At 66.3% G+C, this 23,878-nt stretch carries 24 protein-coding genes and 2 tRNA genes; 10 read left to right on the forward strand and 16 right to left on the reverse strand.

The window, feature by feature from the left end:
• Nucleotides 1-51: 51 nt before the first annotated feature.
• From ABE957_RS06360 to ABE957_RS06410, 11 genes are all read right to left on the reverse strand, one after another.
• A complete protein-coding gene (locus ABE957_RS06360) occupies nt 52-324 on the reverse strand; it encodes a DUF2160 domain-containing protein (RefSeq protein ID WP_349757836.1) in 273 nt (90 codons plus the stop codon).
• A gap of 11 nt (nt 325-335) precedes the next feature.
• A complete protein-coding gene (locus tag ABE957_RS06365; RefSeq protein WP_315585335.1) occupies nt 336-1,229 on the reverse strand; it encodes a carbohydrate ABC transporter permease in 894 nt (297 codons plus the stop codon).
• Nucleotides 1,222-2,112, reverse strand: a complete 891-nt coding sequence (locus ABE957_RS06370; RefSeq protein ID WP_089850555.1) for a carbohydrate ABC transporter permease — start codon at nt 2,110-2,112, stop codon at nt 1,222-1,224. The genes ABE957_RS06365 and ABE957_RS06370 overlap by 8 nt, the downstream gene beginning before the upstream one ends.
• Complete coding sequence (locus ABE957_RS06375; protein WP_349757837.1) at nt 2,105-3,205, reverse strand: ABC transporter ATP-binding protein; 1,101 nt, start codon at nt 3,203-3,205, stop codon at nt 2,105-2,107. The genes ABE957_RS06370 and ABE957_RS06375 overlap by 8 nt, the downstream gene beginning before the upstream one ends.
• Nucleotide 3,206: 1 nt before the next feature.
• Nucleotides 3,207-4,295 carry an ABC transporter ATP-binding protein gene (locus tag ABE957_RS06380; RefSeq protein WP_349757838.1) on the reverse strand — a complete coding sequence of 363 codons (1,089 nt, stop codon included), beginning with the start codon at nt 4,293-4,295 and terminating at the stop codon, nt 3,207-3,209.
• 451 nt (nt 4,296-4,746) lie between these two features.
• On the reverse strand, nt 4,747-5,376 hold the full coding sequence (gene upp / locus ABE957_RS06385) for a uracil phosphoribosyltransferase (protein ID WP_349757839.1): 630 nt from the start codon (nt 5,374-5,376) through the stop codon (nt 4,747-4,749).
• 306 nt (nt 5,377-5,682) lie between these two features.
• Entirely contained in the window at nt 5,683-6,366 is a 684-nt protein-coding gene (gene ung, locus ABE957_RS06390; protein ID WP_349757840.1) for a uracil-DNA glycosylase, read from the reverse strand.
• A gap of 3 nt (nt 6,367-6,369) precedes the next feature.
• Nucleotides 6,370-6,849, reverse strand: a complete 480-nt coding sequence (gene gpt / locus ABE957_RS06395) for a xanthine phosphoribosyltransferase (RefSeq protein ID WP_349757841.1) — start codon at nt 6,847-6,849, stop codon at nt 6,370-6,372.
• A 4-nt stretch (nt 6,850-6,853) separates the two neighbouring features.
• Nucleotides 6,854-7,399: an adenine phosphoribosyltransferase gene (locus ABE957_RS06400; protein WP_108444495.1), complete on the reverse strand. Its 546-nt coding sequence runs from the start codon at nt 7,397-7,399 to the stop codon at nt 6,854-6,856.
• A gap of 38 nt (nt 7,400-7,437) precedes the next feature.
• Complete coding sequence (locus ABE957_RS06405) at nt 7,438-8,742, reverse strand: NCS2 family permease (RefSeq protein WP_349757842.1); 1,305 nt, start codon at nt 8,740-8,742, stop codon at nt 7,438-7,440.
• Nucleotides 8,743-8,969: 227 nt separating this feature from the next.
• On the reverse strand, nt 8,970-9,599 hold the full coding sequence (locus ABE957_RS06410) for a riboflavin synthase subunit alpha (protein ID WP_349757843.1): 630 nt from the start codon (nt 9,597-9,599) through the stop codon (nt 8,970-8,972).
• 426 nt (nt 9,600-10,025) lie between these two features.
• Here ABE957_RS06410 and ABE957_RS06415 point away from each other — a divergent pair, with 426 nt between their 5' ends.
• From ABE957_RS06415 to ABE957_RS06430, 4 genes are all read left to right on the forward strand, one after another.
• Entirely contained in the window at nt 10,026-11,084 is a 1,059-nt protein-coding gene (locus tag ABE957_RS06415; protein WP_349757844.1) for a methionine ABC transporter ATP-binding protein, read from the forward strand.
• The gene (locus tag ABE957_RS06420) at nt 11,065-11,718 is read left to right on the forward strand and encodes a methionine ABC transporter permease (protein WP_349757845.1); all 654 of its coding nucleotides are present in this window, start codon (nt 11,065-11,067) and stop codon (nt 11,716-11,718) included. Before ABE957_RS06415 ends, ABE957_RS06420 begins: the two co-directional genes overlap by 20 nt.
• 93 nt (nt 11,719-11,811) lie before the next feature.
• Nucleotides 11,812-12,606: a MetQ/NlpA family ABC transporter substrate-binding protein gene (locus ABE957_RS06425; RefSeq protein WP_349757846.1), complete on the forward strand. Its 795-nt coding sequence runs from the start codon at nt 11,812-11,814 to the stop codon at nt 12,604-12,606.
• A 79-nt stretch (nt 12,607-12,685) separates the two neighbouring features.
• Nucleotides 12,686-13,159, forward strand: coding sequence for a GAF domain-containing protein (locus ABE957_RS06430; RefSeq protein WP_349757847.1), 474 nt, complete (start codon nt 12,686-12,688; stop codon nt 13,157-13,159).
• Between the two features lie 152 nt (nt 13,160-13,311).
• On the opposite strand, the gene ABE957_RS06435 is transcribed toward ABE957_RS06430, so the two are convergent.
• From ABE957_RS06435 to glpK, 3 genes are all read right to left on the reverse strand, one after another.
• Nucleotides 13,312-13,388, reverse strand: a tRNA-Val gene (locus ABE957_RS06435).
• 26 nt (nt 13,389-13,414) lie between these two features.
• A tRNA-Val gene (locus tag ABE957_RS06440) sits at nt 13,415-13,491 on the reverse strand.
• A 132-nt stretch (nt 13,492-13,623) separates the two neighbouring features.
• Nucleotides 13,624-15,108: a glycerol kinase GlpK gene (gene glpK, locus ABE957_RS06445; RefSeq protein WP_349757848.1), complete on the reverse strand. Its 1,485-nt coding sequence runs from the start codon at nt 15,106-15,108 to the stop codon at nt 13,624-13,626.
• A 246-nt stretch (nt 15,109-15,354) separates the two neighbouring features.
• On the opposite strand from glpK, the gene ABE957_RS06450 reads away from it, so the two are divergent.
• Entirely contained in the window at nt 15,355-16,113 is a 759-nt protein-coding gene (locus tag ABE957_RS06450; protein WP_349757849.1) for a DeoR/GlpR family transcriptional regulator, read from the forward strand.
• A gap of 208 nt (nt 16,114-16,321) precedes the next feature.
• On the forward strand, nt 16,322-17,863 hold the full coding sequence (gene glpD, locus ABE957_RS06455) for a glycerol-3-phosphate dehydrogenase (RefSeq protein ID WP_349757850.1): 1,542 nt from the start codon (nt 16,322-16,324) through the stop codon (nt 17,861-17,863).
• A gap of 40 nt (nt 17,864-17,903) precedes the next feature.
• Here the strand turns inward: glpD and ABE957_RS06460 are convergent, their stop codons facing one another.
• Nucleotides 17,904-18,509 (reverse strand): histidine phosphatase family protein, encoded by a 606-nt coding sequence (locus ABE957_RS06460; RefSeq protein ID WP_349757851.1) that lies wholly within the window; start codon nt 18,507-18,509, stop codon nt 17,904-17,906.
• A 122-nt stretch (nt 18,510-18,631) separates the two neighbouring features.
• Between ABE957_RS06460 and phnD the strand changes: the two genes are divergently transcribed.
• From phnD to phnE (ABE957_RS06480), 4 genes are all read left to right on the forward strand, one after another.
• Nucleotides 18,632-19,633 carry a phosphate/phosphite/phosphonate ABC transporter substrate-binding protein gene (gene phnD, locus ABE957_RS06465; protein ID WP_349757852.1) on the forward strand — a complete coding sequence of 334 codons (1,002 nt, stop codon included), beginning with the start codon at nt 18,632-18,634 and terminating at the stop codon, nt 19,631-19,633.
• Nucleotides 19,634-19,711: 78 nt separating this feature from the next.
• Nucleotides 19,712-20,506 (forward strand): phosphonate ABC transporter ATP-binding protein, encoded by a 795-nt coding sequence (phnC, locus tag ABE957_RS06470; RefSeq protein WP_349757853.1) that lies wholly within the window; start codon nt 19,712-19,714, stop codon nt 20,504-20,506.
• Entirely contained in the window at nt 20,493-21,308 is an 816-nt protein-coding gene (phnE, locus tag ABE957_RS06475; RefSeq protein WP_349757854.1) for a phosphonate ABC transporter, permease protein PhnE, read from the forward strand. Before phnC ends, phnE (ABE957_RS06475) begins: the two co-directional genes overlap by 14 nt.
• Nucleotides 21,302-22,111, forward strand: coding sequence for a phosphonate ABC transporter, permease protein PhnE (gene phnE, locus ABE957_RS06480; RefSeq protein WP_349757855.1), 810 nt, complete (start codon nt 21,302-21,304; stop codon nt 22,109-22,111). Before phnE (ABE957_RS06475) ends, phnE (ABE957_RS06480) begins: the two co-directional genes overlap by 7 nt.
• Before the next feature lie 123 nt (nt 22,112-22,234).
• Here the strand turns inward: phnE (ABE957_RS06480) and ABE957_RS06485 are convergent, their stop codons facing one another.
• Nucleotides 22,235-23,614, reverse strand: a complete 1,380-nt coding sequence (locus ABE957_RS06485; protein ID WP_349757856.1) for a class II fumarate hydratase — start codon at nt 23,612-23,614, stop codon at nt 22,235-22,237.
• Between the last annotated feature and the right edge of the window lie 264 nt (nt 23,615-23,878).

Genomic DNA, 23,878 nt, shown 5'->3' on the forward strand with positions numbered 1-23,878 from the left:
AGCCTGTGTTCCATGGCGTGGTTTCCATGGCGGGATCCCATGGCCTTGCAGTCAGCCCCAGCGCATCAGGATCAGTAGCCAGATCACCGATGCCCCCAGGGCCAGCCAGATGCTGAGCGGGGTGAAGCCCACGACCAGCAGGTGGATGTAGGCGGCACAGAGCAGCCCGATGAAGAGTCGGTCGCCGCGGGTGGTCGCGATCGGCAGGAACCCCTTTCGCTCGACCGTCGGCGAGGCCACCTCCCAGGCCGTCATGCCGACCAGCATGGCGGCGATAACCGCGAAGAAGACGGTGGTGGGCGTGGTCCAGACCATCCATTCCATGTCGCCCCTCCTCAGGTCCGGCCCAGGGCGAAGCCCTTGGCGATGTGATTGCGCACGAAGTAGACCACCACGATGCCCGGCAGGATGGTCAGGGTGCCGGCCGCGGCCAGGGTGCCCCAGTCGATCCCCGAGGCCCCCTTGGTCTGGGTCATCACCGAGGCGATGGGCTGGGCGCCGGTGGAGGTCAGAGTGCTGGCCAGCAAGAGCTCAACCCAGGAGAACATGAACAGGAAGAACAGCGTCACGCCGATCCCGGAGCTGATCATCGGAATGAAGATCTTCACGAAGAAGCGCGGAAAGCTGTAGCCGTCGATGAAGGCGGTCTCGTCGATCTCCTTGGGCACGCCGCTCATGAAGCCCTCGAGGATCCACACCGCCAGCGGGATATTGAACAGGCAGTGGGCCAGGGCCACGGCGATATGGGTATCGAAGAGCCCCACCGTGTAATAGAGCTGGAAGTACGGCAGCAGGAAGACCGCGGGCGGCGCCATCAGGTTGGTCAGCAGCCAGAAGAACAGGTGCTTGTCGCCGATGAACTGATAGCGGCTGAACGCGTAGGCCGCGGGCAGCGCCACCGCGATGCTGATCAGCATGTTCATCAGCACGTAGGTGATCGAGTTCACGTAGCCCATGTACCAGCTGGGCTCGGTAAAGATCTTGGCGTAGTGCTCCAGGGTGAAGTCCTCGGGCCACAGGGTCAGCCCGCCGAGGATCTCGGTATTGGACTGGAAGGACATGTTGAGCAGCCAGTAGATCGGCAGCAGCACGAAGACGATGTAGGCCGTCATCAGGCCCCGACGGCGCCATTGACGGGAGGCCGGGCGCGCCCGGCGACGACGACGATTGTCGGCCGCGGCGGCACGCTTGCGCACGGCATCCGGGGTCGTGGGCAAGGAATCACTCATCGCGGGCCTCCTGTTGGTGGCTGTCTTTCTGCATGTTCATGATCGCGGTGTAGAAGACCCAGGTGACCAGCAGGATGATCAGGAAGTAGATCAGCGAGAAGGCGGCCGAGGGCCCCAGGTCCTGCTGGCCAATCGCCATGGTGGTCAGCGACTGACTCAGGAAGGTCGTGGAGCTGCCGGGCCCGCCGCCAGTGAGCACGAAGGGCTCGGCGTAGATCATGAAGGAGTGCATGAAGCGCAGCAGCACGCCGATGACCAGCACGTTGGTGAGCTTGGGCAGCTGGATGAAGCGAAACACCGCCCACTTCGAGGCGCGATCGATGCGCGCGGCCTGGTAGTAGGCGTCGGGAATCGAGCGCAGGCCGCTGTAGCAGAGCAGCGCGATCAGCGGCGTCCAGTGCCAGACGTCCATCAGCACGATGGTCGCCCAGGCATCCACCGGACTCGCCGTGATGTTGTAGCCGTAGCCCAGCTCACGCAGGCTCCAGCCCATCAGGCCGATGTCGCCGCGGGTGAATATCTGCCAGATGCTGCCCACCACGTTCCAGGGGATCAGCAGCGGCATGGTCACCAGTATCAACACCGCGGAGGCCTGCCAGCCCTTCTTCGGCATGATCAGGGCGATGCCGATGCCCAGCGGCACCTCGATGGCCAGCACCGTCAGCGAGAAGGCGAATTGGCGCAGCACGGCCGCCTGCAGGGCCGGGTCGTTGAGCATCTCCTTGAACCACTCGGTGCCGGTGAAGAAGCGCGTATTGGCGTCGAAGACGTCCTGCACCGAGTAGTTCACCACGGTCATCAGCGGGATGACCGCGGAGAAGGCCACCAGCGCCAGCATGGGCAGGATCAGCCACCAGGCCCGGTTGTTGTAGACTTTATTCATGGTCGAACTCCACGCGGAACTCGTCGACGTACAGGCCTAGCCGGTCGTCGGGGAAGCGCAGCCAGGCGCGGCCGCTCGGGGCCGGCTGGCCCTCCTCGATGCGCGCCTTGAGGGGCGTGCCGCCCAGGCTCAGAGTGACGATCGAGTAGGTGCCGAGATCCTGGGCGTGCTCCACCCGGGCCTCCATGGCCCCGACGACGGGTTCCGCGTGCACCTCGATGAACTCCGGGCGAATGCCGAGCTTGACGTTGGCCGAGCGCGCCCCGGCCACGGCGTCGTGAACGCCCTTCCCCACCTCGATCCGGGTCTCGCCGGCCATCACCCACCCCTGGTGGGTCGTGACCGTCAGGAAGTTCATGCCGGGGCTGCCGATGAAGTAGCCGACGAAGGTGTGGTTGGGGGTCTCGAAGAGCTCGCGGGGCGTGCCGAACTGCACCACCTGGCCCTCGTACATCACGGCGATCTTGTCGGCGAAGGTGGAGGCCTCGAGCTGATCGTGGGTCACGTAGACCATGGTGATCTCGAAGCGCTGGTGGATCTCCTTGAGCTTGCGGCGCAGCTTCCACTTGAGCTGCGGGTCGATGACGGTCAGCGGCTCGTCGAAGAGGATGGCCGAGACGTCTTCCCGAACCAGCCCCCGGCCCATGGAGACCTTCTGCTTCTCGTCGGCGGTGAGGTTCTTCGCCTTGCGCTTGAGCTGGCCGGTCAGCTCCAGCACCTCGGCGACCTCCATCACCCGCTCATGCACCTTCTCCTGGGGCGTCTTCACGTTGCGCAGCGGGAAGGCCAGGTTGTCGTAGACGGTCATGGTGTCGTAGATGACGGGGAACTGGAAAACCTGGGCGATGTTGCGCGCCTCCGGCGGCAGGGCGTTGACCACCTCTCCGTCGAAGAGCACCTCGCCGCTGGAGGGCTCCAGCAGGCCGGAAATGATGTTGAGCAGGGTCGACTTGCCGCAGCCGGAAGGCCCGAGCAGCGCATAGGCGCCGCCCTGGTGCCAGACGTGATCCATCTCGCGGATGGCATAGTCCTCGGGCGACGTCGGGTTCGGCAGGTAGGTGTGGGCCAGCGACTTCAGGGTGATCTCGGCCATGTCACACGCCCCCCAGGTGGGTCGGGATATGCACCACGTCGCCGTGGCGATCGAAGGCATAGACCTTGTGGGTCGGGAAGTAGAGGGTCACGGGCGCATCGACGCCAAACTCGTGAACGCCCGCCAGGTGCACCGTCATGTGAAAGCGGTCGTTGTGCACGTGCAGGAAGGTCTCGGAGCCGCTGATCTCGGCCAGGTCGACGATCATCGGCACCTCGATGTCGTCCTTGGCCCGGGGGGCAAGCGAGATGTGCGAGGCGCGCACGCCGAAGCGGTACTCCCCGGGGGGCAGCGAGCGCAGATCGTCGTTGAGGGGAAAGTGCGTGCGCTCATCGAAGGTCACCTCGGCCCCGGAGATGATGCCGTTCACGATGTTGATCGGCGGTTCGGAGAACATCTCGGCGGCGAAGATATCCCGCGGGCGATGGTAGACATCCTCGGTGCGTCCGTATTGCAGCAGGCGCCCCTCGTGGAGCACGGCGGTGTTGCCGCCGAGCGCCAGCGCCTCGGCGGGTTCGGTGGTCGCATAGACGGCAATGCAGTTGCGCTCGCTGAACACGCTGCGCAGCTCGTCGCGAAATTCCTCCCGGAGCTTGTAGTCCAGGTTGACCAGCGGCTCGTCGAAGAGCACGACGTCGGCATCCTTGACCAGTGCCCGCCCCATGGCGGTGCGCTGCTGCTGGCCGCCGGAGAGCTCCAGCGGCAGGCGGTCGAGAAGGTGTTCGATGTGCAGCATCTCGGCCACCTCGCGCACCCGCCGGTCAATCTCGGCCCGCGGTACCCGAGCAAGCTTCAGGGGCGAGGCGATATTGTCGAAGACGGAGAGGGCCGGATAGTTGATGAACTGCTGGTAGACCATGGAGACGTTGCGCTTGCGCACCGAGCGGCCGGTGACGTCTTCACCGTTCATCACGATGCGGCCTTTGCTGGGAACGTCCAGCCCGGCCATCAGCCGCATCAGGGTGGTCTTGCCAGACAAGGTACGTCCCAGCAGGACGTTGAAGGAGCCGGGCCCGAGCTCCAGGTTCACGCCCGCGATATGTGTGGAGCCACCGACCATATGATCGATGTTGTCTAGGATCAGGGACATACGGATCTCGAGGTGTCGTTGTTATGTGGCGAGTGCAAGGACTCGTCCATCCAACGTAGTCGAGATTCACTTTCAAACACAAATGTCGCCAAGCGAAAATATTGGCACCCTTCCCTCCGACATCGAATCTTCTTTCGCAAGCCAATGAAAGGCTTGATTTTTCTTCGATGTTAAACTTTTGTCTAATCAAAGACGGGAGCGACAGGCTCCGGACGCCGGCGGGACGTCATGTGCGAAAACGAACATGATACAACACGCCACAAACATTCGACTCGAGAAAGGCGATAGCGGGCAGACACGACGGAAGCAGACGGAGCGACCGGGCGAGACGGGAATGGCAGGGAACGTATGCCTTCAGGACGGAGCGAGAAGGGATGGCGAAGGGTATGTGACGGGAAAGGGTGAACCCGCAGGCAAGGTCCTGCGGGTGTGGGAGGATAAAGCGGAAGGCTCAGCGGGTGCCGAAGATCTTGTCGCCGGCGTCGCCCAGGCCCGGGACGATGTAACCGTTCTCGTCGAGGTGGTCGTCGACCGCCGCGGTGTAGAGCTCGATGTCCGGATAGCTCTCCTGGACGCGCTTGATCCCCTCGGGGGCCGCCACCAGCACGATCACCTTCATGTGCTTGCAGCCGCGTTCGCGCAGCATGTCCAGCGTCGCCACCATGGTGCCGCCGGTGGCCAACATCGGGTCGATGACGATGGCCATGCGCTCGTCCAGGTCATTGGCGAACTTGGCGAAGTACGGCACCGGCTCGAGGGTCTCCTCGTCGCGGTAGAGCCCGACCACGCTGACCCGTGCGCTGGGAATCAGGTCGGTGACGCCGTCCAGCATCCCCAATCCTGCGCGCAGGATCGGCACGATGGTGACTTTCTTGCCCTTGAGCAGCTGCACCGGGATCGGCTCGCCGCTCCAGCCGTCGATGTTCTGAGTCTCGAGCTCGAGATCGCTGGTCGCCTCGTAGGTGAGCAGCTTGGCCAGCTCGCCGGCCAGTTCGCGGAAGCTCTTGGTGCTGATGCCGGCTTCGCGCATCAGGCCAAGCTTATGCTGGACCAGGGGATGCTGGATGGCGTGGACGCTCATGGGGATGACCTCTTCGACGGCGGCGGGAAGACGGCGACCATCGTCGGATGGACGATGGCGGCAAATTGCGCGCCATTCTAAACGCATCCGGCGCCGAGGTTAAGGCTGGGCGCTGCTCTTGTGGGAGCCTTGCTTGCAAGGCGACGCCCAAGTGATCTTCGGTAATGGTGCCGGCTCAGCCGCCGCTGCGCAGCGGATCGCGCTGCAAGCAGCGCTCCCACAGGGCTTCGGTACCACTCGGCTGGTTTGCGTGGGAGCCTTGCTTGCAAGGCGATAGGAGTCGCCAGTTTCGCGGGAGCCACGCTGCTACACAGTGGCCGGTAACTGCCAATCGATGGGCTCACGGCCCTGCTCGACGAGGAAGGCGTTGGCGCGCGAGAAGTGGTGATTGCCGAAGAAACCACGATGCGCCGAGAGCGGTGAGGGGTGCGGGGATTCCAGCACCAGGTGGCGCCGGGTATCGATCAGCGCTTTCTTCTGGCGGGCATGGCCGCCCCACAGCAGAAACACCGACGGCGCGGCGTGCTCGCTGACCGTGGCGATGGCGCGGTCGGTGAAGGTCTCCCAGCCCTTGCCGCGGTGGGAGCCGGCACTGCCCTGCTCCACCGTCAGCGAGGTGTTGAGCAGCAGCACCCCCTGGCACGCCCAGGCCTCCAGGTTGCCGTGCGCCACCGGATGGGTGCCGACGTCCGCCGCCAGCTCCTTGTAGACGTTGACCAGCGAGGGCGGCACCCGCACCCCGGGGCGCACCGAGAAGCACAGGCCGTGCGCCTGATCCGGCCCGTGGTAGGGGTCCTGGCCGAGGATCACCACTTTGACCTCATCAAGCGGCGTCAGCTCGAAGGCGCGAAACCAATTGGACGAGTGCGGATAGATCACCTTGCTGGCCGCCTTCTCGGCGGCCAGGAAATCGCGCAGCGACTGCATGTAGGGCGCGTGGAACTCCGGGCCCAGCCACTGCTGCCAGCTGTCGGGAAGCGGACACGTCATGACTCAGCGCTTCCCCTGGTCGATCAGCGGCTCGACATAGGCCACGCCCATGTCCCAGGGAAACTGGATCCAGCAGTCCTGGGCCACCTCGGTGAGGTACTGATCGACCAGCGGCTTGCCTTCGGGCTTGGCATAGACGGTCACGAAGTGCGCCTTGGGCAGCAGGTCGCGCACCGCCCGGGCGGTGCGCCCGGTATCGACCAGGTCGTCGACCAGCAGCCAACCCGCGCCGTCGTGATCGACGCCCTTCATCACCTCCAGGCCGCCCTGTTCCATGCGCTCGTAGCTCTTGATGCACACGGTATCGATCAGCCGCACGTCGAGTTCGCGGGCGATCAGCGCAGCGGGAATCAGCCCGCCGCGGGTGATCGCGACGATACCCTTGATATCCCGCTCGACCAGCCGCTGACAGAGCTCGCGTACGTCGCGATGCAGCTGGTCCCAGGAGATGATCAGGCGCTGGTGATAGCGAGAGCCGCTCATGGCGTCATTCGTCCTCGGTGAAGGAGCAGACCGCGAACACGCTGAAGCCCGCGTCGCGGATGCGCTGCGCGCCGCCGAGGTCCGGCAGGTCGACGATGGTGGCGGTCTCCACCACCTGGCCGCCGCTGCGGGTGATCAGCTTGGCGGCGGCCAGCATGGTGCCGCCGGTGGCGATCAGGTCGTCGACCACCAGGATGCGGTCGCCCTCGCGGAAGGCATCGGAGTGCAGCTCCACCTCGGCCTCGCCGTACTCCAGGGTGTAGGTCTCGCTGATGGTACGAAACGGCAGTTTGCCCTTCTTGCGCACCGGCACGAAGCTGCAGCCGAGCTCGTAGGCCAGCGGCGCACCGACGATGAAGCCGCGCGCATCGATGGCGGCGATGGCGTCGATCTCCATCTCCTGGTAGCGATGCACGAAGCTGTCGATCAGCTTGCGGAAAGCCGCGCTGTTCTGCAGCAGCGGGGTGATGTCGCGGAAGTTAACCCCCGGCTGCGGCCAGTCGGGGACGGTGCGGATCACGGACTTGATGTAGTCGCCGTAGATGCTCATCGGATGCAGCCTCGATCAGTGAATGCGGTCAGCCAGGATCAGCTGAGGAACAGGAACTTGGCGGCGAACAGCAGCGCCAGCACGATCACCGCCGGATTCAGGTCCTTGAACCGCCCGGAGAGCGCCTTGATGGCGGCGAAGCTGATGAAGCCCAGCGCGATGCCCTCGGCGATGGAGAAGGTCAGCGGCATCGCCAGGGCCGCGATCAGCACCGGCGCGGCCTCGGTCGGGTCGTCCCAGTCGGCGTGGGAGAGGCTGCCGGCCATCAGCACCGCCACGTAAAGCAGCGCCCCGGCGGTAGCGTAGGACGGGATGGAACCGGCCAGCGGCGCGAAGAACAGGCTGATCAAAAACAGTCCCGCCACCACCACGGCGGTGAGGCCGGTGCGCCCGCCGGATACGATGCCCGCGGTGGACTCGACGTAGCTGGTGGTGGTGGAGGTGCCGAGCACCGCGCCCGCCATGGAGGCGCCGCTGTCGGCCATCATGGCGCGACCGATGCGCGGCAGCTTGCCGTTCTCGTCGAGCAGCCCACCCTTGTGGGCCACGCCCACCAGAGTGCCGGAGGTGTCGAAGAGGTCGACGAACAGGAAGGCGAAGATCACGCTCAGCATCGCCACGTCGAACGCCCCGGCGAGGTCCAGGGCCATGAGGGTCGGCGCGATGGAGGGCGGCATGGACATCAGCCCGCCGAATTCATTGTGGCCGAGCACCATCGCCAGCGCGGTCACGCCGAGGATGCCGATCATCACCGCCCCGGTGACCCGCAGGTAGGCCATGGCGGTGATCGCGAAGAAGCCAAGCAGCGCGTAGAGGGCCGACGGCTCGGTGAGATCGCCAAGCGACACGAAGGTCGCCTCGTTGGCCACCACGATGCCGGCGTTCTTGAGCGCGATCATCGCGAGGAAGAGGCCAATGCCCGCGGCGATCCCCAGGCGCAGGGAGAGCGGGATCGAGTTAATGATCCACTCGCGGATGCGAAAGACGCTGAGCAAAAAGAAGATGAAGCCGGAGAAGAAGACCGCGCCGAGCGCCGCCTCCCAGGTGTAGCCCATGCCCAGCACCACGCCGTAGGTGAAGAAGGCGTTCAGGCCCATGCCCGGCGCCTGAGCGATAGGATAGTTGGCCCACAGTCCCATGATCAGACAGCCCACGGCCGCGGCCACGCAGGTGGCGACGAACACCGCCCCGTAATCCATCCCGGTCTGGGAGAGGATGCTCGGGTTGACGAAGATGATGTAGGCCATGGTCAGGAAGGTGGTGATCCCGGCGATGACCTCGGTCTTCACGTCGGTACGGTGCTCGGTGAGCTTGAAGTGGTTGTCGATGAGGCGTTTCAACATGGGTGTCCTTCCTGCGCGCGGTGACGTCTGGGCGTCCGGATATCATGAGCCGTCTCATGGCCCGGAACACCGGAGGGTGGCGAGAAAAGCGGCCTATGGTACCCAAAGCCTCTGCGCGTTGCGAGGCGTCCGGGCGGCACGCTCCCCCACAGTTAAGCAATCGCCGGGCCATTCGCCACCCGGCCTGCCAACGCAGCGACGCACCCCGCCCGATCCGTCCCGTGCGATCAGACCCCGCGCGCCTCGAGCACCCTCTCCACCGTCTCGACGATGGCCTGGGTCTGGGGGTCGATCTCGATGTTGACGAGGTCGCCAGGGACACGGTCGACCAGAATGGTCCTGGCCAGGGTCTCGGGGATCAGGTCGACGCAGAAGCGCGGGCCGTGCTCGGCGCTGGCGCGGCGGGTCTCGCCGATGGTCAGGCTGATGCCGTCGACGCCGATGTAGCCCTTGTCGAACAGGTAGCGCCCCAGGGCCGCGGGGACCTCGAACCACAGGCGGCGATTGTTGGGCGCCTCGTCGAGCTCGACGAGCTCGGCCATGCCCATGACGTGGCCGGACATCGCGTGGCCACCGATCTCGTCGCCGAAGCGGGCCGCGCGCTCGATATTGACGCGGTCGCCCTCCTTCAGCGCACCGAGATTGGTCACGCGCAGGGTCTCGCGCATCAGGTCGAAGCTGATCCGCTCCGCGTCGATGGCGGTCACCGTGAGGCAGACGCCGTTGTGGGCCACCGAGGCGCCCAGCGCCAGCCCCTCGTTGAGCGGCGCCGGCAGCGCCAGCACGTGAGTACGGAAGGCCTCGGCCTCCTGGATGGCCACCACCTCGGCGGTGCCCTGTACGATGCCTGTGAACATGACTGCTCCTCGTGCGCGTCGCCCCCTGGCGGGGCGCCAAAACGGCCAGTCTAGGAAACCCGGCCCGGCGCGTCCATTGACCGCGCCGCCCGACGACCGCCACGGTGCGGTTCGACGCGCAAGGATCACCACTGCCGGGCCGAGCGACAGAAAAAATCACCACGACAGCGCCACCCCGCCGGGCACATGCCCTGGCGAGCTTGACGATCGGGCGTTTGAAACATAGAATATTGCGCTACATTTTGAAGGCGCCGATTTGTACCCGGATTGCGGGCGCCGACGTCGTGGAGCGCCTCTCGAGGCAAACCGCGGCGTGAAGTGCAGCTAAAAGGGTGTGTCCAGCGTTGATGGCCACCCGTCAGGGTGGCCTTTTTTTATGCCCGACGCTGCCACGCCCGCCCGGCCGGCGCCCCACCGGCGGCTGCGATGATTCGACTACACGACGTTTCCAAGACCTACTATCCCAAGGGACGCAGCGGCGGCCCCGACGCCGTCACGGCGCTCAAAAATGCCAACCTGCACGTGCCCAAGGGCGAGATCCACGGCGTGATCGGCCTCTCCGGTGCCGGCAAGTCCACGCTGATCCGCTGCGTCAACCTGCTCGAGCGCCCCACCACGGGGACCGTGACCGTGGACGGCGAGGAGCTGACCGCCCTCTCCGGCGCGGCGCTCAACCAGGCCCGCCACCGCATCGGCATGATCTTCCAGCACTTCAACCTGCTGACCTCGCGCACCGTCTTCGCCAACGTGGCCCTGCCGCTGGAGCTGATGGGCATGAAGCGCGCCGAGATCAAGGAGCGGGTGATGCCGCTGCTCGAGCTGGTCGGCCTGGCCGACAAGGCGCGCCAGTACCCCGCCCAGCTCTCCGGCGGCCAGAAGCAGCGCGTGGCGATCGCCCGGGCGCTGGCCAGCCGCCCCAAGGTGCTGCTGTGTGACGAGGCCACCTCGGCGCTGGATCCCCACACCACCGGCTCGATCCTGGAGTTGCTGCGCGATATCAATCGCCAGCTCGGCCTGACCATCCTGCTGATCACCCACGAGATGGAGGTGGTCAAGTCGATCTGCCATCGGGTCAGCCTGATCTCCGACGGCGAACTGGTCGAAGAGGCCGAGGTCGGCGACTTCTTCACCGCGCCCCGCACCCGACTCGGCCGCGACTTCCTCAACGACTTCCTCGAGCTCGAGCCGCCCCAGGCGCTCATCGAGCGCCTCGAGGAGACGCCCGGCCCCGCCAGCCACCCGGTGGTGCGCCTCGCCTTCTCCGGGGATGCCGTCTCGACCCCGCTGATCTCGCGGCTCGCCCGCGAGTGCGGCGTCGACGTCAGCATCCTCCAGGCCAAGGTGGAGTCGATCCAGGATCGCACCCTGGGCCTGATGATCGCCGAACTGATGGGGCCGGCGGAGAAGACCCGCGAAGCCCTGGACTATCTCGAATCCCACGACCTGCAGGTGGAGGTGCTCGGCCATGTCCAGCGCGATGATTGAACTGATTCTCGAGGCCACCCTCGACACCCTCTACATGGTGGCGGTGTCGGGCGTGATCTCGGCCCTCGTCGGCATCCCGCTGGGGGTGCTGCTCTACGTCACCCGGCCGCGGCAGATCCTGGCCGAGCCGGTGCTCAACCGGGTCCTGGGCGCGATCACCAACATCGGTCGCTCCATCCCCTTCATCATCCTGATGGTCGCCATCATCCCCCTCACGCGGATGCTCGTGGGCTCGTCGATCGGCACCAACGCCGCCGCTGTGCCGCTGACCATCGCCGCCATCCCCTTCGTGGCGCGTCTGGTCGAGGGGGCGCTCAACGAGATCCCGCCCGGGCTCGTCGAGGCCGCCCAGTCCATGGGTGCCACGCCGTGGCAGATCATCACCAAGGTGCTGGTGCCCGAGGCGCGCGGCGGCATCTTCACCGCGCTGACGGTGACCGCCGTCACCCTGGTCAGCTACTCGGCCATGGCCGGTGCCGTGGGCGGCGGCGGGCTTGGCGACCTGGGCATCCGCTACGGCTACAACCGCTTCAACCCGACCATCATGCTGATCACCGTGGTGATCCTGGTGGTGATGGTGCAGGGCTTCCAGAGCCTGGGCGATTATCTGGTGCGCAAGAGCGATCATAAGTGACGCGCCCTCTTAAATAACCGAAATGCATTACAAATTTTCTGCTTATTCCGTTAACATCGATCTCGACTCGTCTTTCACAAGGAGCATCGCGACATGCGCAAGACCCTGATCGGCACCCTGACCGCCTCTGCCCTGACCCTCTCCGCCGGCGCCGCCCTGGCCGATGAGCACGCCCTCAAGGTCGGCACCGTGGCCGGCCCCGAGACCGACGTCATGAAGGTCGCCGCCGAGATCGCCGAGCGCGACTACGGCCTCGAGGTCGAGATCATCGAGTTCACCGACTACGTGACGCCCAATGCCGCCCTGGCCGACGGCAGCCTCGACGCCAACGCCTACCAGCACGAGCCCTACATGCGCTCCATGGTCGAGGACCGCGGCTACGACTTCGCCATCGCCGGCTACACCTTCGTCTACCCGATCGGCGCCTACTCGGACAAGTACGACAGCATCGAGGAGCTGCCGGAGGGCGCCACCATCGCCCTGCCCAACGACCCCTCCAATGAGGGTCGCTCCCTGATCCTGATGCACAACGAGGGGCTGATCACGCTCCAGGACCCGACCTTCCTGGAAGCCACCCCGCTGGACATCGCCGAGAACCCGCACGACTTCGACTTCCGCGAGATCGAAGCTGCCCAGCTGCCCCGCGTGCTGCCCGACGTGGACATGGCCTTCATCAACAACACCTTCGCCCAGCCGGCCGGCCTGACCCTGGACGACGCCCTGATCAAGGAGGGCGCCGAGTCCCCCTACGTCAACCTGATCGCGGTGCGCGGCGGCGACGAGGATCGCGAGGCCATCCAGCAGCTGGTCGAGGCCTACCAGACCGAAGCGGTCGAGGCCAAGGCGAGCGAGCTGTTCGGGCCGCAGGCCGTGCCCGGCTGGAAGTAAGGGCCGCCCGATAGAAAACGAATGTAACGAAGCAACAAGGCCGGCCGCTGCGCCGGCCTTTCTTGTTCAAGGAGCCCACATGACACCGGATCGCCCCCAGCCCGACTATCCCCTGCTCGCCCGCCAGCTCGGTGCGCTGCTCGACACCCGCGACTGGCTGACCAACAGCGCCCAGACCTGCGCCTTCATCATGCAGGAGATTCCCGCGCTCAACTGGGCCGGCTTCTACCTGCAGCGCGAGCCCGAGCTGCTCTGCCTCGGCCCCTTCCAGGGCAAGCCGGCCTGCCACCCCATCCCCTTCACCAAGGGCGTGTGCGGCGCCGCGGCGCGCAGCCGCGAGACACAGCGCGTCGACGACGTCCATGCCGTCGCCGACCACATCGCCTGCGATGCGGATTCCCGCGCCGAGCTGGTAGTGCCGATCGTGGTGGCGGATCGCCTGTGGGGCGTGCTGGATCTCGACAGCCCGACCCAGGGCCGCTTCACTGACGACGACCGCGCGGGCATCGAGGCGCTGGTCGACGTCTTCGTCGCACAGAGCGACCTGGCGTGACTCCCGGCCTGGCGAGGCGATCGGCCTCGCCGGGCACCTCGTCATACCGACAGCACATCGCCCGCGACCAGACCGTCGAGACGAAGCGCTCGCGAAAACCGCGCAGCATGAAAAACGCCCCGCAGCCAGTGGCTGAGGGGCGTTCTCGAATCTGGTAGGACCAGGCGGATTTGAACCGCCGACCTCCACGATGTCAACGTGGCGCTCTAACCAACTGAGCTATGGTCCTGCAACAAGGTGTGCCATTAAGCGTGATGGTAGGACCAGGCGGATTTGAACCGCCGACCTCCACGATGTCAACGTGGCGCTCTAACCAACTGAGCTATGGTCCTGCATGCTGTGTTCGGCATGACTTCGCCGTGGCAACGGATGCGTATTCTACGCCCCCGGATAAGAAATGCAAGTCCGTCGTGCGCTTTCTTGTCCGGCGAATCAGCGAGTTGGCCTTTCCCCGGCGCTGTCGGCTACTGGGTACGGACGCGCTCGACGGCCTCCTTCCAGCCACTGTAGAGACGTTCGCGTTCGGGCTGATCCATCTGCGGGGTAAAGCTTCGCTCGCAGCGCCACATCTTCGCGATCTCGTCGAGATCGCGATACCAGCCGAGATGCAGCCCCGCCAGGTAGGCGGCCCCCAGCGCCGTCGTCTCCAGCACCGTGGGGCGATCCACCTGCACGCCGAGCATATCGGCCAGGAACTGCATCACCCAGTTGTTGGCCACCATGCCGCCATCGACCCGGAGGATGCCCGGCGACGCCGCCATGTCGTCGTCCATGCAGACCTGCAGGTCGCGGGTCTGGTAGCAGACCGCCTGAAGGCCGGCGGCGACGATCTCGGCGATCCCCGTATCGCGGGTCAGCCCCAGGATGGCCCCGCGCGCCTTGGGGTCCCAGTGGGGCGCGCCCAGGCCGGTGAAGGCCGGCACCAGGTAGACGCTGTGCCCGCTGCGCGTCTGGCAGGCCAGCGCCTCGGTCTCGGCGGCATCGGCAAACAGCTGCAGGCCGTCGCGCAGCCACTGCACCGTGGCGCCAGCGACGAAGATGCTGCCCTCCATCGCATAGGTCGGCCTGCCGTTGAGGCGATAGGCCACCGTGGTCAGCAGCCGGTTGCGCGACATCTCGGCCACCTCCCCGGTGTTGACGATCATGAAGCAGCCGGTGCCGTAGGTGCTCTTGCCCATGCCGGGGGCAAAGCAGGCCTGCCCCACCAGCGCCGCCTGCTGGTCGCCGGCCACCCCGGCGATGGGCAGCTCACCGCCCAGCCATTGCGCATCGACGCGACCGAAATCGTCGCTGGAGTCCTTCACCTCGGGCAGCAGGCTCGCCGGAATATCGAACAGGGCGAGCAGCGCCTCGTCCCAGCGCTGCTCGTGGATATTGAAGAGCGCTGTGCGCGAGGCGTTGGTGGCGTCGGTGGCATGCACCCGCCCCCCGGTGAGCCGCCAGATCAAGAAGCTATCCACGGTGCCGAAGGCCAGTTCGCCGCGTTCGGCCCGCGCCCGGGCGCCGGGCACCTCATCGAGCAGCCAGGCGAGCTTGGTCGCCGAGAAGTAAGGGTCGATCAACAGGCCGGTGCGCGCCTGGACATCTTCCAGGTGGCCCGCCTCGCGCAGCCGCCGGCAGGTCTCATCGGTGCGGCGGTCCTGCCAGACGATCGCGTTGTGCAGCGCCTTGCCGGTCTCGCGATCCCACAGCACGGTGGTCTCGCGCTGATTGGTGATGCCGACGCCGGCGATCTCGGCAAGCCCGATCCCGCTGCTCTCGATCACCTCGCGACAGGTGGCGAGCACGGTATCCCAGATATCCTCGGGGTCATGCTCGATCCAGCCATCATGGGGAAAGTGCTGGGGAAACTCTCGCTGAGCCGTGGCGACGCTGCGCCCCTCGCGGTCGAACAGAATCGCGCGGGAGCTGGTGGTGCCCTGGTCGATGGCCAGAAGATAAGAAGCCATAGCAAGCATCCTGTTGTGGTTGTCGTGGCGTGCCAATTTCGCTTTTTAACGCTAATGTTCGCTTATGATCATCAAGCCTACTCCAGCCCGACGCCGCGCTCAAATGCGGCCAGGCGAGCCTCCGACCGCGTAGGTAGCGGGCTCAGGAACGACACGAGCCGACCTCGGAGGAACGCCGCTGCGGCCCACCGGGCGCCTGCATCCGCGTTCACGATGGCATAGAATCGGGGCAGCCAAGGAGACACCATGAACCAGCAGCAACGCCAGGACGCCATCATCGAGCTGGTCCGCCGCCAGGGATATGCCAGCATCGAGCAGCTCACCGAGCACTTCACGGTTACCCCGCAGACCATTCGCCGCGATCTCAACACGCTCTCCACCGAGGGGCGCATCCGACGCGTGCACGGCGGCGCCGGCCTGGAGTCGAGCACCGTCAACACGGCCTATTCGACCCGCAAGACCCTCAACCTGGAAGCCAAGCAGCGCATCGCGACCCTGCTCGCTCGTCACGTGCCCGATCACTCGTCACTGTTCATCAACATCGGGACCAGCAACGAGGTGATCGCCGAGGCGCTGCTCGACCACCAGGGGCTCGAGGTGATCACCAATAACCTCAACGTGGCGGCGATCCTCCAGCACAAGGAGGACTTCAACGTGATCATCGCCGGCGGCCAGGTGCGTTCGCGGGACGGCGGTATCATCGGCGAGGCCACCATCGACTTCATCAACCAGTTCAAGGTCGACTACGGCATCATCGGCATCAGCGGCATCGACGAGGACGGCTCGCTGCTGGAGTTCGACTACCAGGAGGTGCGGGTGGCCCAGGCCATCCTGCGCAACTCCCGGCAGGTGTTCCTGGCCACCGACCACTCCAAGTTCCAACGCAATCCGGTGGTCCGCCAGGGCAACCTGGCCCAGCTCGATGCCCTGTTCACCGATCGTGAGCCGCCCGAGGCGATCATGCGCCTGCTGAAGCAGCACGACGTCGCCCTGCACCTGGCCTGAGGGCCGCCCGGCCCTCTCGAATAAGTGCCGCCCGGCTTTCTCGCATGCCTCCTCCTTGAGACCCCCTTCACGTCGGTTTCCTGAACCGCTCACGCCGCCTCGTGTTGGCGTGTGACCACGTCACGCGCCTTGATGTTCGAGTTGATTTCATCTATTTTCGTTTTCGAACATCATCGAATGTCCGACGACAGGCCGGACGGGAGTCTCCATGAGCAACAGGCCAGACGAGGTCCTCGACCTCTTCGTGATCGGCGGCGGCATCAACGGCGCCGGCATCGCCAACGATGCCGCCGGCCGGGGGCTCTCCGTCGGGCTCTGCGAGCAGGGGGACCTGGCCGGCGCCACCTCCTCGGCCAGCAGCAAGCTGATCCATGGGGGCCTGCGCTACCTGGAGCATCACGAATACCGGCTGGTGCGCGAAGCCCTGCGCGAGCGCGAGGTCTTGATGGCCAAGGCCCCCCACATCATCTGGCCGCTGCGCTTCATCCTGCCCCACCGCCCCCACCTGCGCCCGGCCTGGATGCTGCGCGCCGGGCTGTTTCTCTACGACCACCTGGGCAAGCGCAAGCGGCTGCCGAGCTCCCGAAGCATCCGGCTGGATCATCGGCAGGGGCTCGCCCCCACCATCACCCACGGCTTCGAGTACTCGGACTGCTGGGTGGACGACGCCCGCCTGGTGGCCCTCAACGCCATCCAGGCCCGAGATCACGGCGCCGAGATCCTGGTGCGCACCCGCTGCATCGATGCCCGGGAGCGCGACGGGCTCTGGGAGCTCACCCTGGAGGAGAGCGAGGGCGGAGCGCGCCTGACGCGCCGCTGCAAAACGCTGGTCAACGCCGCCGGTCCCTGGGTGGAGAGCGTGGTGCGCGAAAAGGCCCATCGCCACTCCCGCTACGGCGTGCGCCTGATCCAGGGCAGCCACCTGATCGTGCCGCGCCTGAACCACGACGAGCGGGCCTATATCCTCCAGAACACCGACAAACGCATCGTCTTCGTGCTGCCTTATGAGGAGGATTTCAGCCTGATCGGTACCACCGATCGCCGCTATGAGGGAGATCCCTCACGGATCGAGGCCTCCGAGGAGGAGATCGACTACCTGCTCTCGGTGGTCAATGCGCACTTTCGCACCCAGCTGTCTCGCGAGGCCGTGATCCGTACCTTCTCCGGTGTCAGGCCGCTGTGCGACGACGAATCGGCCGATCCCTCCGCCATGACCCGCGACTATACGCTCGACCTGGACACCCGCGGTGCACCGCTGCTGTCGGTCTTCGGCGGCAAGATCACCACCTATCGCAAGCTGGCCGAGGCGGCCCTCGAGGCGCTCTCGCCGCATCTTCCCGAGATGCAGCCTGCCTGGACCGCCGTGGCGCTGCTGCCGGGGGGCGAGATTGGCGATCACGCCGCCTTCGAGGACCTACTGCTCGCCGACTATCCCTACCTGGATGCCGGCCAGGCACGGCGTTTCGCCCGCACCTACGGCACCCTGTGCCGGGAGTTCCTTGACGGCCGGGACTCCAAGGCGGCGCTGGGCGAGGCCTTCGGGGCCGGCCTGACCGCCGCCGAGGTCGACTACCTGGTCGAGCAGGAGTGGGCGCGCAGCGCCGAGGACATCCTGTGGCGGCGCACCAAGCTGGCCCTGCGCCTCACCGAAAGCGAGCGGCAGCGGCTGGCCGACTACCTCCAGGCCGCGGTCCCGCACGCCACGCCCGGCGCTGCGCCGTCGGGACCGAGCCCTCGCCGTACGGCCTGAGCCGAGCGACTTAAAGCACGACTCACGGCGAAGCTTTTAGCTACGCTTTCAGAGAAGCTTTTAGCGAAGTGATACTGGCCGGCGCCAGGGGCTCTCGCTCCCGGTGGAGACTCAGCGCGCGCCCCTCCAGGGCGGTCAGCAGGATCTGCAGCGGGTCGCCGTGACTGACCAGCAGGATCGTCTCGCCGCGATGACGACGCTCCAGCTCGTCGATCACCTCACGCATGCGCGCCGCCACCTCGGCCACGGCCTCGACGCCCCCCTGGCACAGGGTCGGGTCCTGGGCGTCGAGCGCCCAGACCTCGGCATAGCGCGTATCGCTCTGTCCCTCGAGCTCGCCGAAGTGACGCTCTCGCAGGCGCGGCTCGAGGGTGCGCGTGAGGCCGAAATGCGCGGCGACGCGCTCGGCGGTCTCTGTGGTACGCAGAAAGTCCGAATGCAGGATGCGCTGGGGCCTCGCCCAGCGCCAGTCGGCCAGCAGGGTATCGAGCTGGGCGCGACCGCGGGGGGAGAGGCCGAACCCCGTCAGGCCGAGCGGCTGCGCGCTGATGATTCGCCCCTCCTGGTTGGCCAGGCTGTGGCCGTGGCGCATCAGCAGGTAGTGATTGCGCCACGCGCCCTCGGCGGGGGGGAAAGTGTTTGACATGGTTTTGTGACAAACCCTAGATTGAAGGAGGTTATTCGGAATCAATCATCGGCAGATAGCCATGTCGATATCCGAACATGCAACACAACATATGCTCTAGAACAATAATCGTGAGGCACGCCATGATCCACCCTTCCGCTCGATCCGGAAAACTCCCGCTCGCCCCCCTCGCCCTCTCCACGCTGCTGCCGCTGGCCATGCTGGCAAGCCAGGCACAGGCCCAGGAGGAGTGCGAGCGCGGCGCCCTGGCGGATATCTACTGCGACGAGAACGGCGACATGGTCGCCGACCGGCCGGCAGACGAGTCCGAATGGGCCAACCCCGACACCCTGATCTTCGCCTACACCCCGGTCGAGGATCCGGCCATCTATTCCGACATCTGGCAGCCGTTCATCGAGCACCTCGAGGAGGTCACCGATCGCGACGTGCGCTTCTTCGCCGTGCAGTCCAACTCGGCCCAGGTCGAGGCCATGCGCAGCGGCCGCCTGCACATCGCCGGCTTCTCCACCGGCCCGACGCCCTTCGCCGTCAACCTGGCGGGCGCGGTGCCCTTCGCGCTGATGGGCTCGGACGACGGACGCTTCGGTTACACCCTGCAGCTCTACACCCACGTCGATTCCGGCATCGACGAGATGGAGGACCTCAAGGGCAAGCGGGTCGCCCACACCTCGCCGACCTCCAACTCCGGCAACCAGGCCCCGCGGGCGCTGTTCCCCGAGATGGGCATCGTGCCCGGCGAGGACTACGAGGTGGTCTACTCCGGCAGCCACGACCAGTCCATGCTCGGCGTGGTGGCCCAGGACTACGACGCCGCCCCGGTGGCCTCGGAGGTGGTCGATCGCATGGCCGCCCGCGGCCTCTATGACCCGGAAGACGTCAAGATCATCTACGAGTCCGACAGCTTCCCGACCACCTCCTACAACTACGCCCACAACCTGCATCCGGATCTGGTCGAGAAGATCGAGGAGGCCTTCTTCAGCTTCGACTTCGCGGGCACCGAGCTCGGCGAGGAGTTCGAGGGCGTCGAGAAGTTCATCCCCATCAACTATCAGGACAACTGGAAGGTCATCCGCACCATCCAGAATGCCAACGGCGTCGAGTACACCCCCGACAACCTCCAGTAACCTTCGCGAGTCAGCGGCGCCGGCCTTCCCGGAAGGCCGGCGCCGTCGTCTTGGTGACCCTTTCTCGACGGACCCCCCATGCTAGAGATATCCAACCTGATCAAGCGCTACGGCCGCGACGAGCCGGTACTCAAGGGGCTCGACCTGACCGTGGAGGACAACAGCGTCGTCGCCATCGTCGGCGCCTCCGGCGCCGGCAAGAGCACCATGCTGCGCTGTATCAACCGCCTGGTGGAGCCCACCTCGGGCTCGATCAAGCTCAACGGCATTGAACTGGTCACGCTGCGCCGTGCCGAGCTGCGCCGCGCCCGACGCAAGATCGGCATGGTCTTCCAGGGCTTCAACCTGATCGATCGCCTCACCGTGATGGAGAACGTGCTGGCCGGACGGCTCGGTTACGTCAACCTGTTCCAGGCCATCACCCGCCGCTATCCGGCCGCGGACATCGAGCGCGCCTTCGTGCTGATGGAGCGCGTGGGCATCGCCCACTACGCCAACAAGCGCGCCGACGAGCTCTCCGGCGGCGAGCGCCAGCGTGTCGGCGTGGTGCGGGCGCTGATGCAGGAACCCGAGGTGCTGCTCGCCGACGAGCCCACGGCCTCGCTGGACCCGCGCACCTCCGAGCAGATCATGGTGCTGCTGCAGAGCCTGGCGAGCGAGCTGTCGCTGCCGGTGCTGATCAACATCCACAACGTGGCGCAGGCCAGGACCTACACCAACCGCATCGTCGGGCTGCGCCACGGCACGATGATCTTCGACGGGGCCCCTTCGGACTTCGACAAGGACGCCCTCGACGCTATCTACGGCGGCATCGAGGCGCCGGAGGACGAGGCGGCTCCACCGCCCGAGGAGGTGCGCGATGGCCAAGCCTGATAGCGAGCAGACCGCCCTCCCGCGCACCTGGCGCAAGCCGCCCTTCATCGCCAACCCGCTGGTGCGCTACGGCCTGCTGGTGGTGCTGGTGGCCTATCTGGTCTGGGCCTTCGGCAGCCTGCCGTTCAACTGGGAGCGGATCAGCGAGGGGCTGCCGCGGGCGGCGCGCATCTTCGGCGGCGGCTTCCCCCCCACCCTGTCGCGCTTCGACCTGCTGCTCACCGGCTTCACCGAGAGCCTGCAGATCGCCATTCTGGCCACCCTGCTCGGCGTGCTGCTGTCGGTGCCCTTCGCGGTGATGGCGGCGCGCAACGTCGCGCCGCTGCCGATCTACCTGCTGGGGCGCGCGGTAATCATCATCTCGCGCAGTTTCCACCCGGTGATCGTCGCCATCCTGTTCGTGGCGGCGGTCGGCTTCGGCCCGCTGGCGGGGATCCTGACGCTGACCCTCTACTCCATCGGCTTCGTCGGCAAGCTGCTTGCCGAGGAGATCGAGGAGATCGACTGGGGGCAGGTGGAGGCCATGCGTTCCACCGGGGCCGGCTACCTGGCGACGCTGTACTACGCCGTCTTTCCGCAGATCCTGCCCCGCCAGGTGGGGCTCTCCATGTATCAGCTCGACAGCAACCTGCGGGCCTCCGCGGTAGTAGGCATCGTGGGGGCCGGCGGCATCGGCAGCACGCTGATGAATGCCTTCGGGCGCTACGACTATGACTTTGCCTTCGCCATCCTGCTGGTGATCATCGCGGTGATCCTGGCCAGTGAGGGCGTCAGCGGCTGGGTGAGGAAGAAGATATGGTAGATGATGCCGACCTGTTGGCCGATCGCGTCTGGCGACGGCACAACCCCAAAGAGCAGCTGATCCGCTATGGCGTGATGCTGCTGACCCTGATGGTGGTCGTCTGGGCGGTGCGTGACATCGACATCTTCTGGCCCTGGGTGTGGGACGCGCCTAACCAGATCTCGAGCCTGGGCGCACGCATGTGGCCGCCCGACCCGAGCCGACTCGGCGAGATCGTCGACGCCATGATCGAGACGGTGCATATCGCCACCCTGGCAACGATGCTGACCGTCTTCATCGCCCTGCCGGTCTCCTACATCGCCGCCCAGAACACCACCCCCAACCGCGCCTGCCTGTGGCTGGGGCGCTTCATCCTGGTCTCCAGCCGCTCGGTGAACACCATCATCTGGGCGCTGCTGTTCGTGGCGATCTTCGGCCCTGGCGTGCTGGCGGGGATACTCGCCATCATGTTTCGCTCGGTGGGCTTCATCGGCAAGCTGATGGGCGAGGCCATCGAGGAGATCGACAGGCGTCCGGTGGAGGCCATGGAGGCCACCGGCGCCTCCAAGGCCAAGGTGATCGCCTACGCGGTAGTGCCCCAGGTGATGCCGGCGTTCTTCGCCATCGTCATCCTGCGCTGGGACATCAACATCCGCGAGTCCACGGTGCTAGGGCTGGTGGGCGCCGGTGGCATCGGGGTGATCCTGCAGGGCTCCATCGACACCTTCGCCTGGCCCACCGTGGCGACGATCCTGATCGCCATCATCGCGCTGGTGCTGGTCGGCGAGGCGGTGACCGGCCTCCTGCGCCGCAAGGCACTCTAGCCCCCTCGATGACATGGGCCGGTGGCAGCCGGCCCACCCACGACACACCCCCGCGAACGAGAGGTCCGGGGGTGTGCTGCTTTATAGGGGGGCGCGCCCCTCCTGCCGGCGCGGCGTGGCGGCCTATTCCGGTACGCCGCCCCGCGTCAGCGCGGCAGGGTCGAGCAGGCGCTCGAGCTCGCCCCGCGACAGCTCGGTCTGCTCCTCGGCCACCTCGATGATCGGGCGCCCCGCCTGATAGGCCTGCTTGGCGATGGCCGCCGCCGCGTCGTAGCCGATCACCGAATTGAGCGCCGTGACCAAGATGGGGTTGCGCGCCAGCGGCCCCTCGAGATGGTCGTGACGCACCCTGAAGGTGGCGATGGCCCGGTCGGCCAGAAGCCGGCTGGTGTTCGTCATCAGCGCGATCGAGGTCAGCAGGTTGCTGGCCACCAGCGGCAGCATGACGTTGAGCTGGAAGTTGCCGCTCTGGCCGGCCACCGTCACCGCCGTGTCGAGCCCGATCACCTGTGCGGCCGCCTGGGCGGCGGACTCGGGAATCACCGGATTGACCTTGCCCGGCATGATCGAGCTGCCGGGCTGCAGGGCCTCGAGCTCGATCTCGCCGAGCCCGGCCAGGGGGCCGGAGTTCATCCAGCGCAGGTCGTTGGCGATCTTCATGATCACGCAGGCCAGTCCCCGAAGCTGCCCTGAGAGCTCCACGGCGGCGTCCTGGGAGCCCAGGCTCGCGAAGAAGCTATCGTTGGGCGAGAACGTGAGCCCCGTCTGCTCGCTCAGCTCGCGCGCCATGCGGGAGGCGAATTCGGGGTGGGCGTTGATGCCGGTGCCCACCGCCGTGCCCCCCTGGGCGAGGCGGCAGAGCCGGATCAGGGCGCTGTCGAAGCGCTCGATGGCCTGGCCCACCTGGCTCGACCAGCCGCCCAGCTCCTGGCTCATGCGCAGCGGCATGGCGTCCATCAGGTGCGTACGGCCGGTCTTGACCACGTCGTCGAGCTCGGCGGCCCGCGTATCGATGGTCGCGCGCAGGTGCTCGAGGGCCGGGCGCAGCTCGCTGGTCACCGCCAGTGCCGCCGAGAGGTGGATCGCCGTCGGAATCACGTCGTTGCTCGACTGCCCCATGTTGACGTGGTCGTTGGCGCCGACCTTCACCCCGTCGCGACTGGCGTACCGGGCGATCACCTCATTGACGTTCATGTTGCTCGAGGTCCCCGAGCCGGTCTGGAAGACGTCCACCGGGAACTGGTCGTCGAGATGCCCGGCGAGGACCGCCTCGGCGGCGGCAACGATCTCCCGGGACCGGGCGTCGTCCAGCTGCCCCAGCTCGCGATTGACCCGCGCCGCCGCCAGCTTGATGCGGGCGATAGCGTGGATGAAGGCCGTCGGCATGGGCTGGCCGGAAACGGGGAAGTTGTTGACCGCGCGCTGGGTCTGGGCTCCGTAGAGGGCCTCCCTCGGCACCTCCAGCTCGCCCATGCTGTCGCGCTCGATACGATGATCGTTCATGTCCGGCTCCTCCTCTGTCGGGCTCGCGGCCCTGCGCTGAACGGCCTTTTTTCGCCTGTCCTCTCACCATGGTGGCGGCATCGGCAGGCTGCAAGGTCCTCGCCTCCCTGGCTGCCCCGGATATGAGCGCGGAGCACGGCACCCGGCATGGAGCGTCGACGATTCGGCGCGTGAAAGCGAATTGATGTTTCGCATGTTGCAGTGCACAAACCTCTCTGCTATTGTGCATTGCAACAGAGATGGAGAAGGCATCGGCAACCCGCC

This window comes from Halomonas pelophila, from assembly GCF_040196315.1.
In the GTDB taxonomy this organism is placed as follows: Bacteria; Pseudomonadota; Gammaproteobacteria; order Pseudomonadales; family Halomonadaceae; genus Halomonas; species Halomonas pelophila.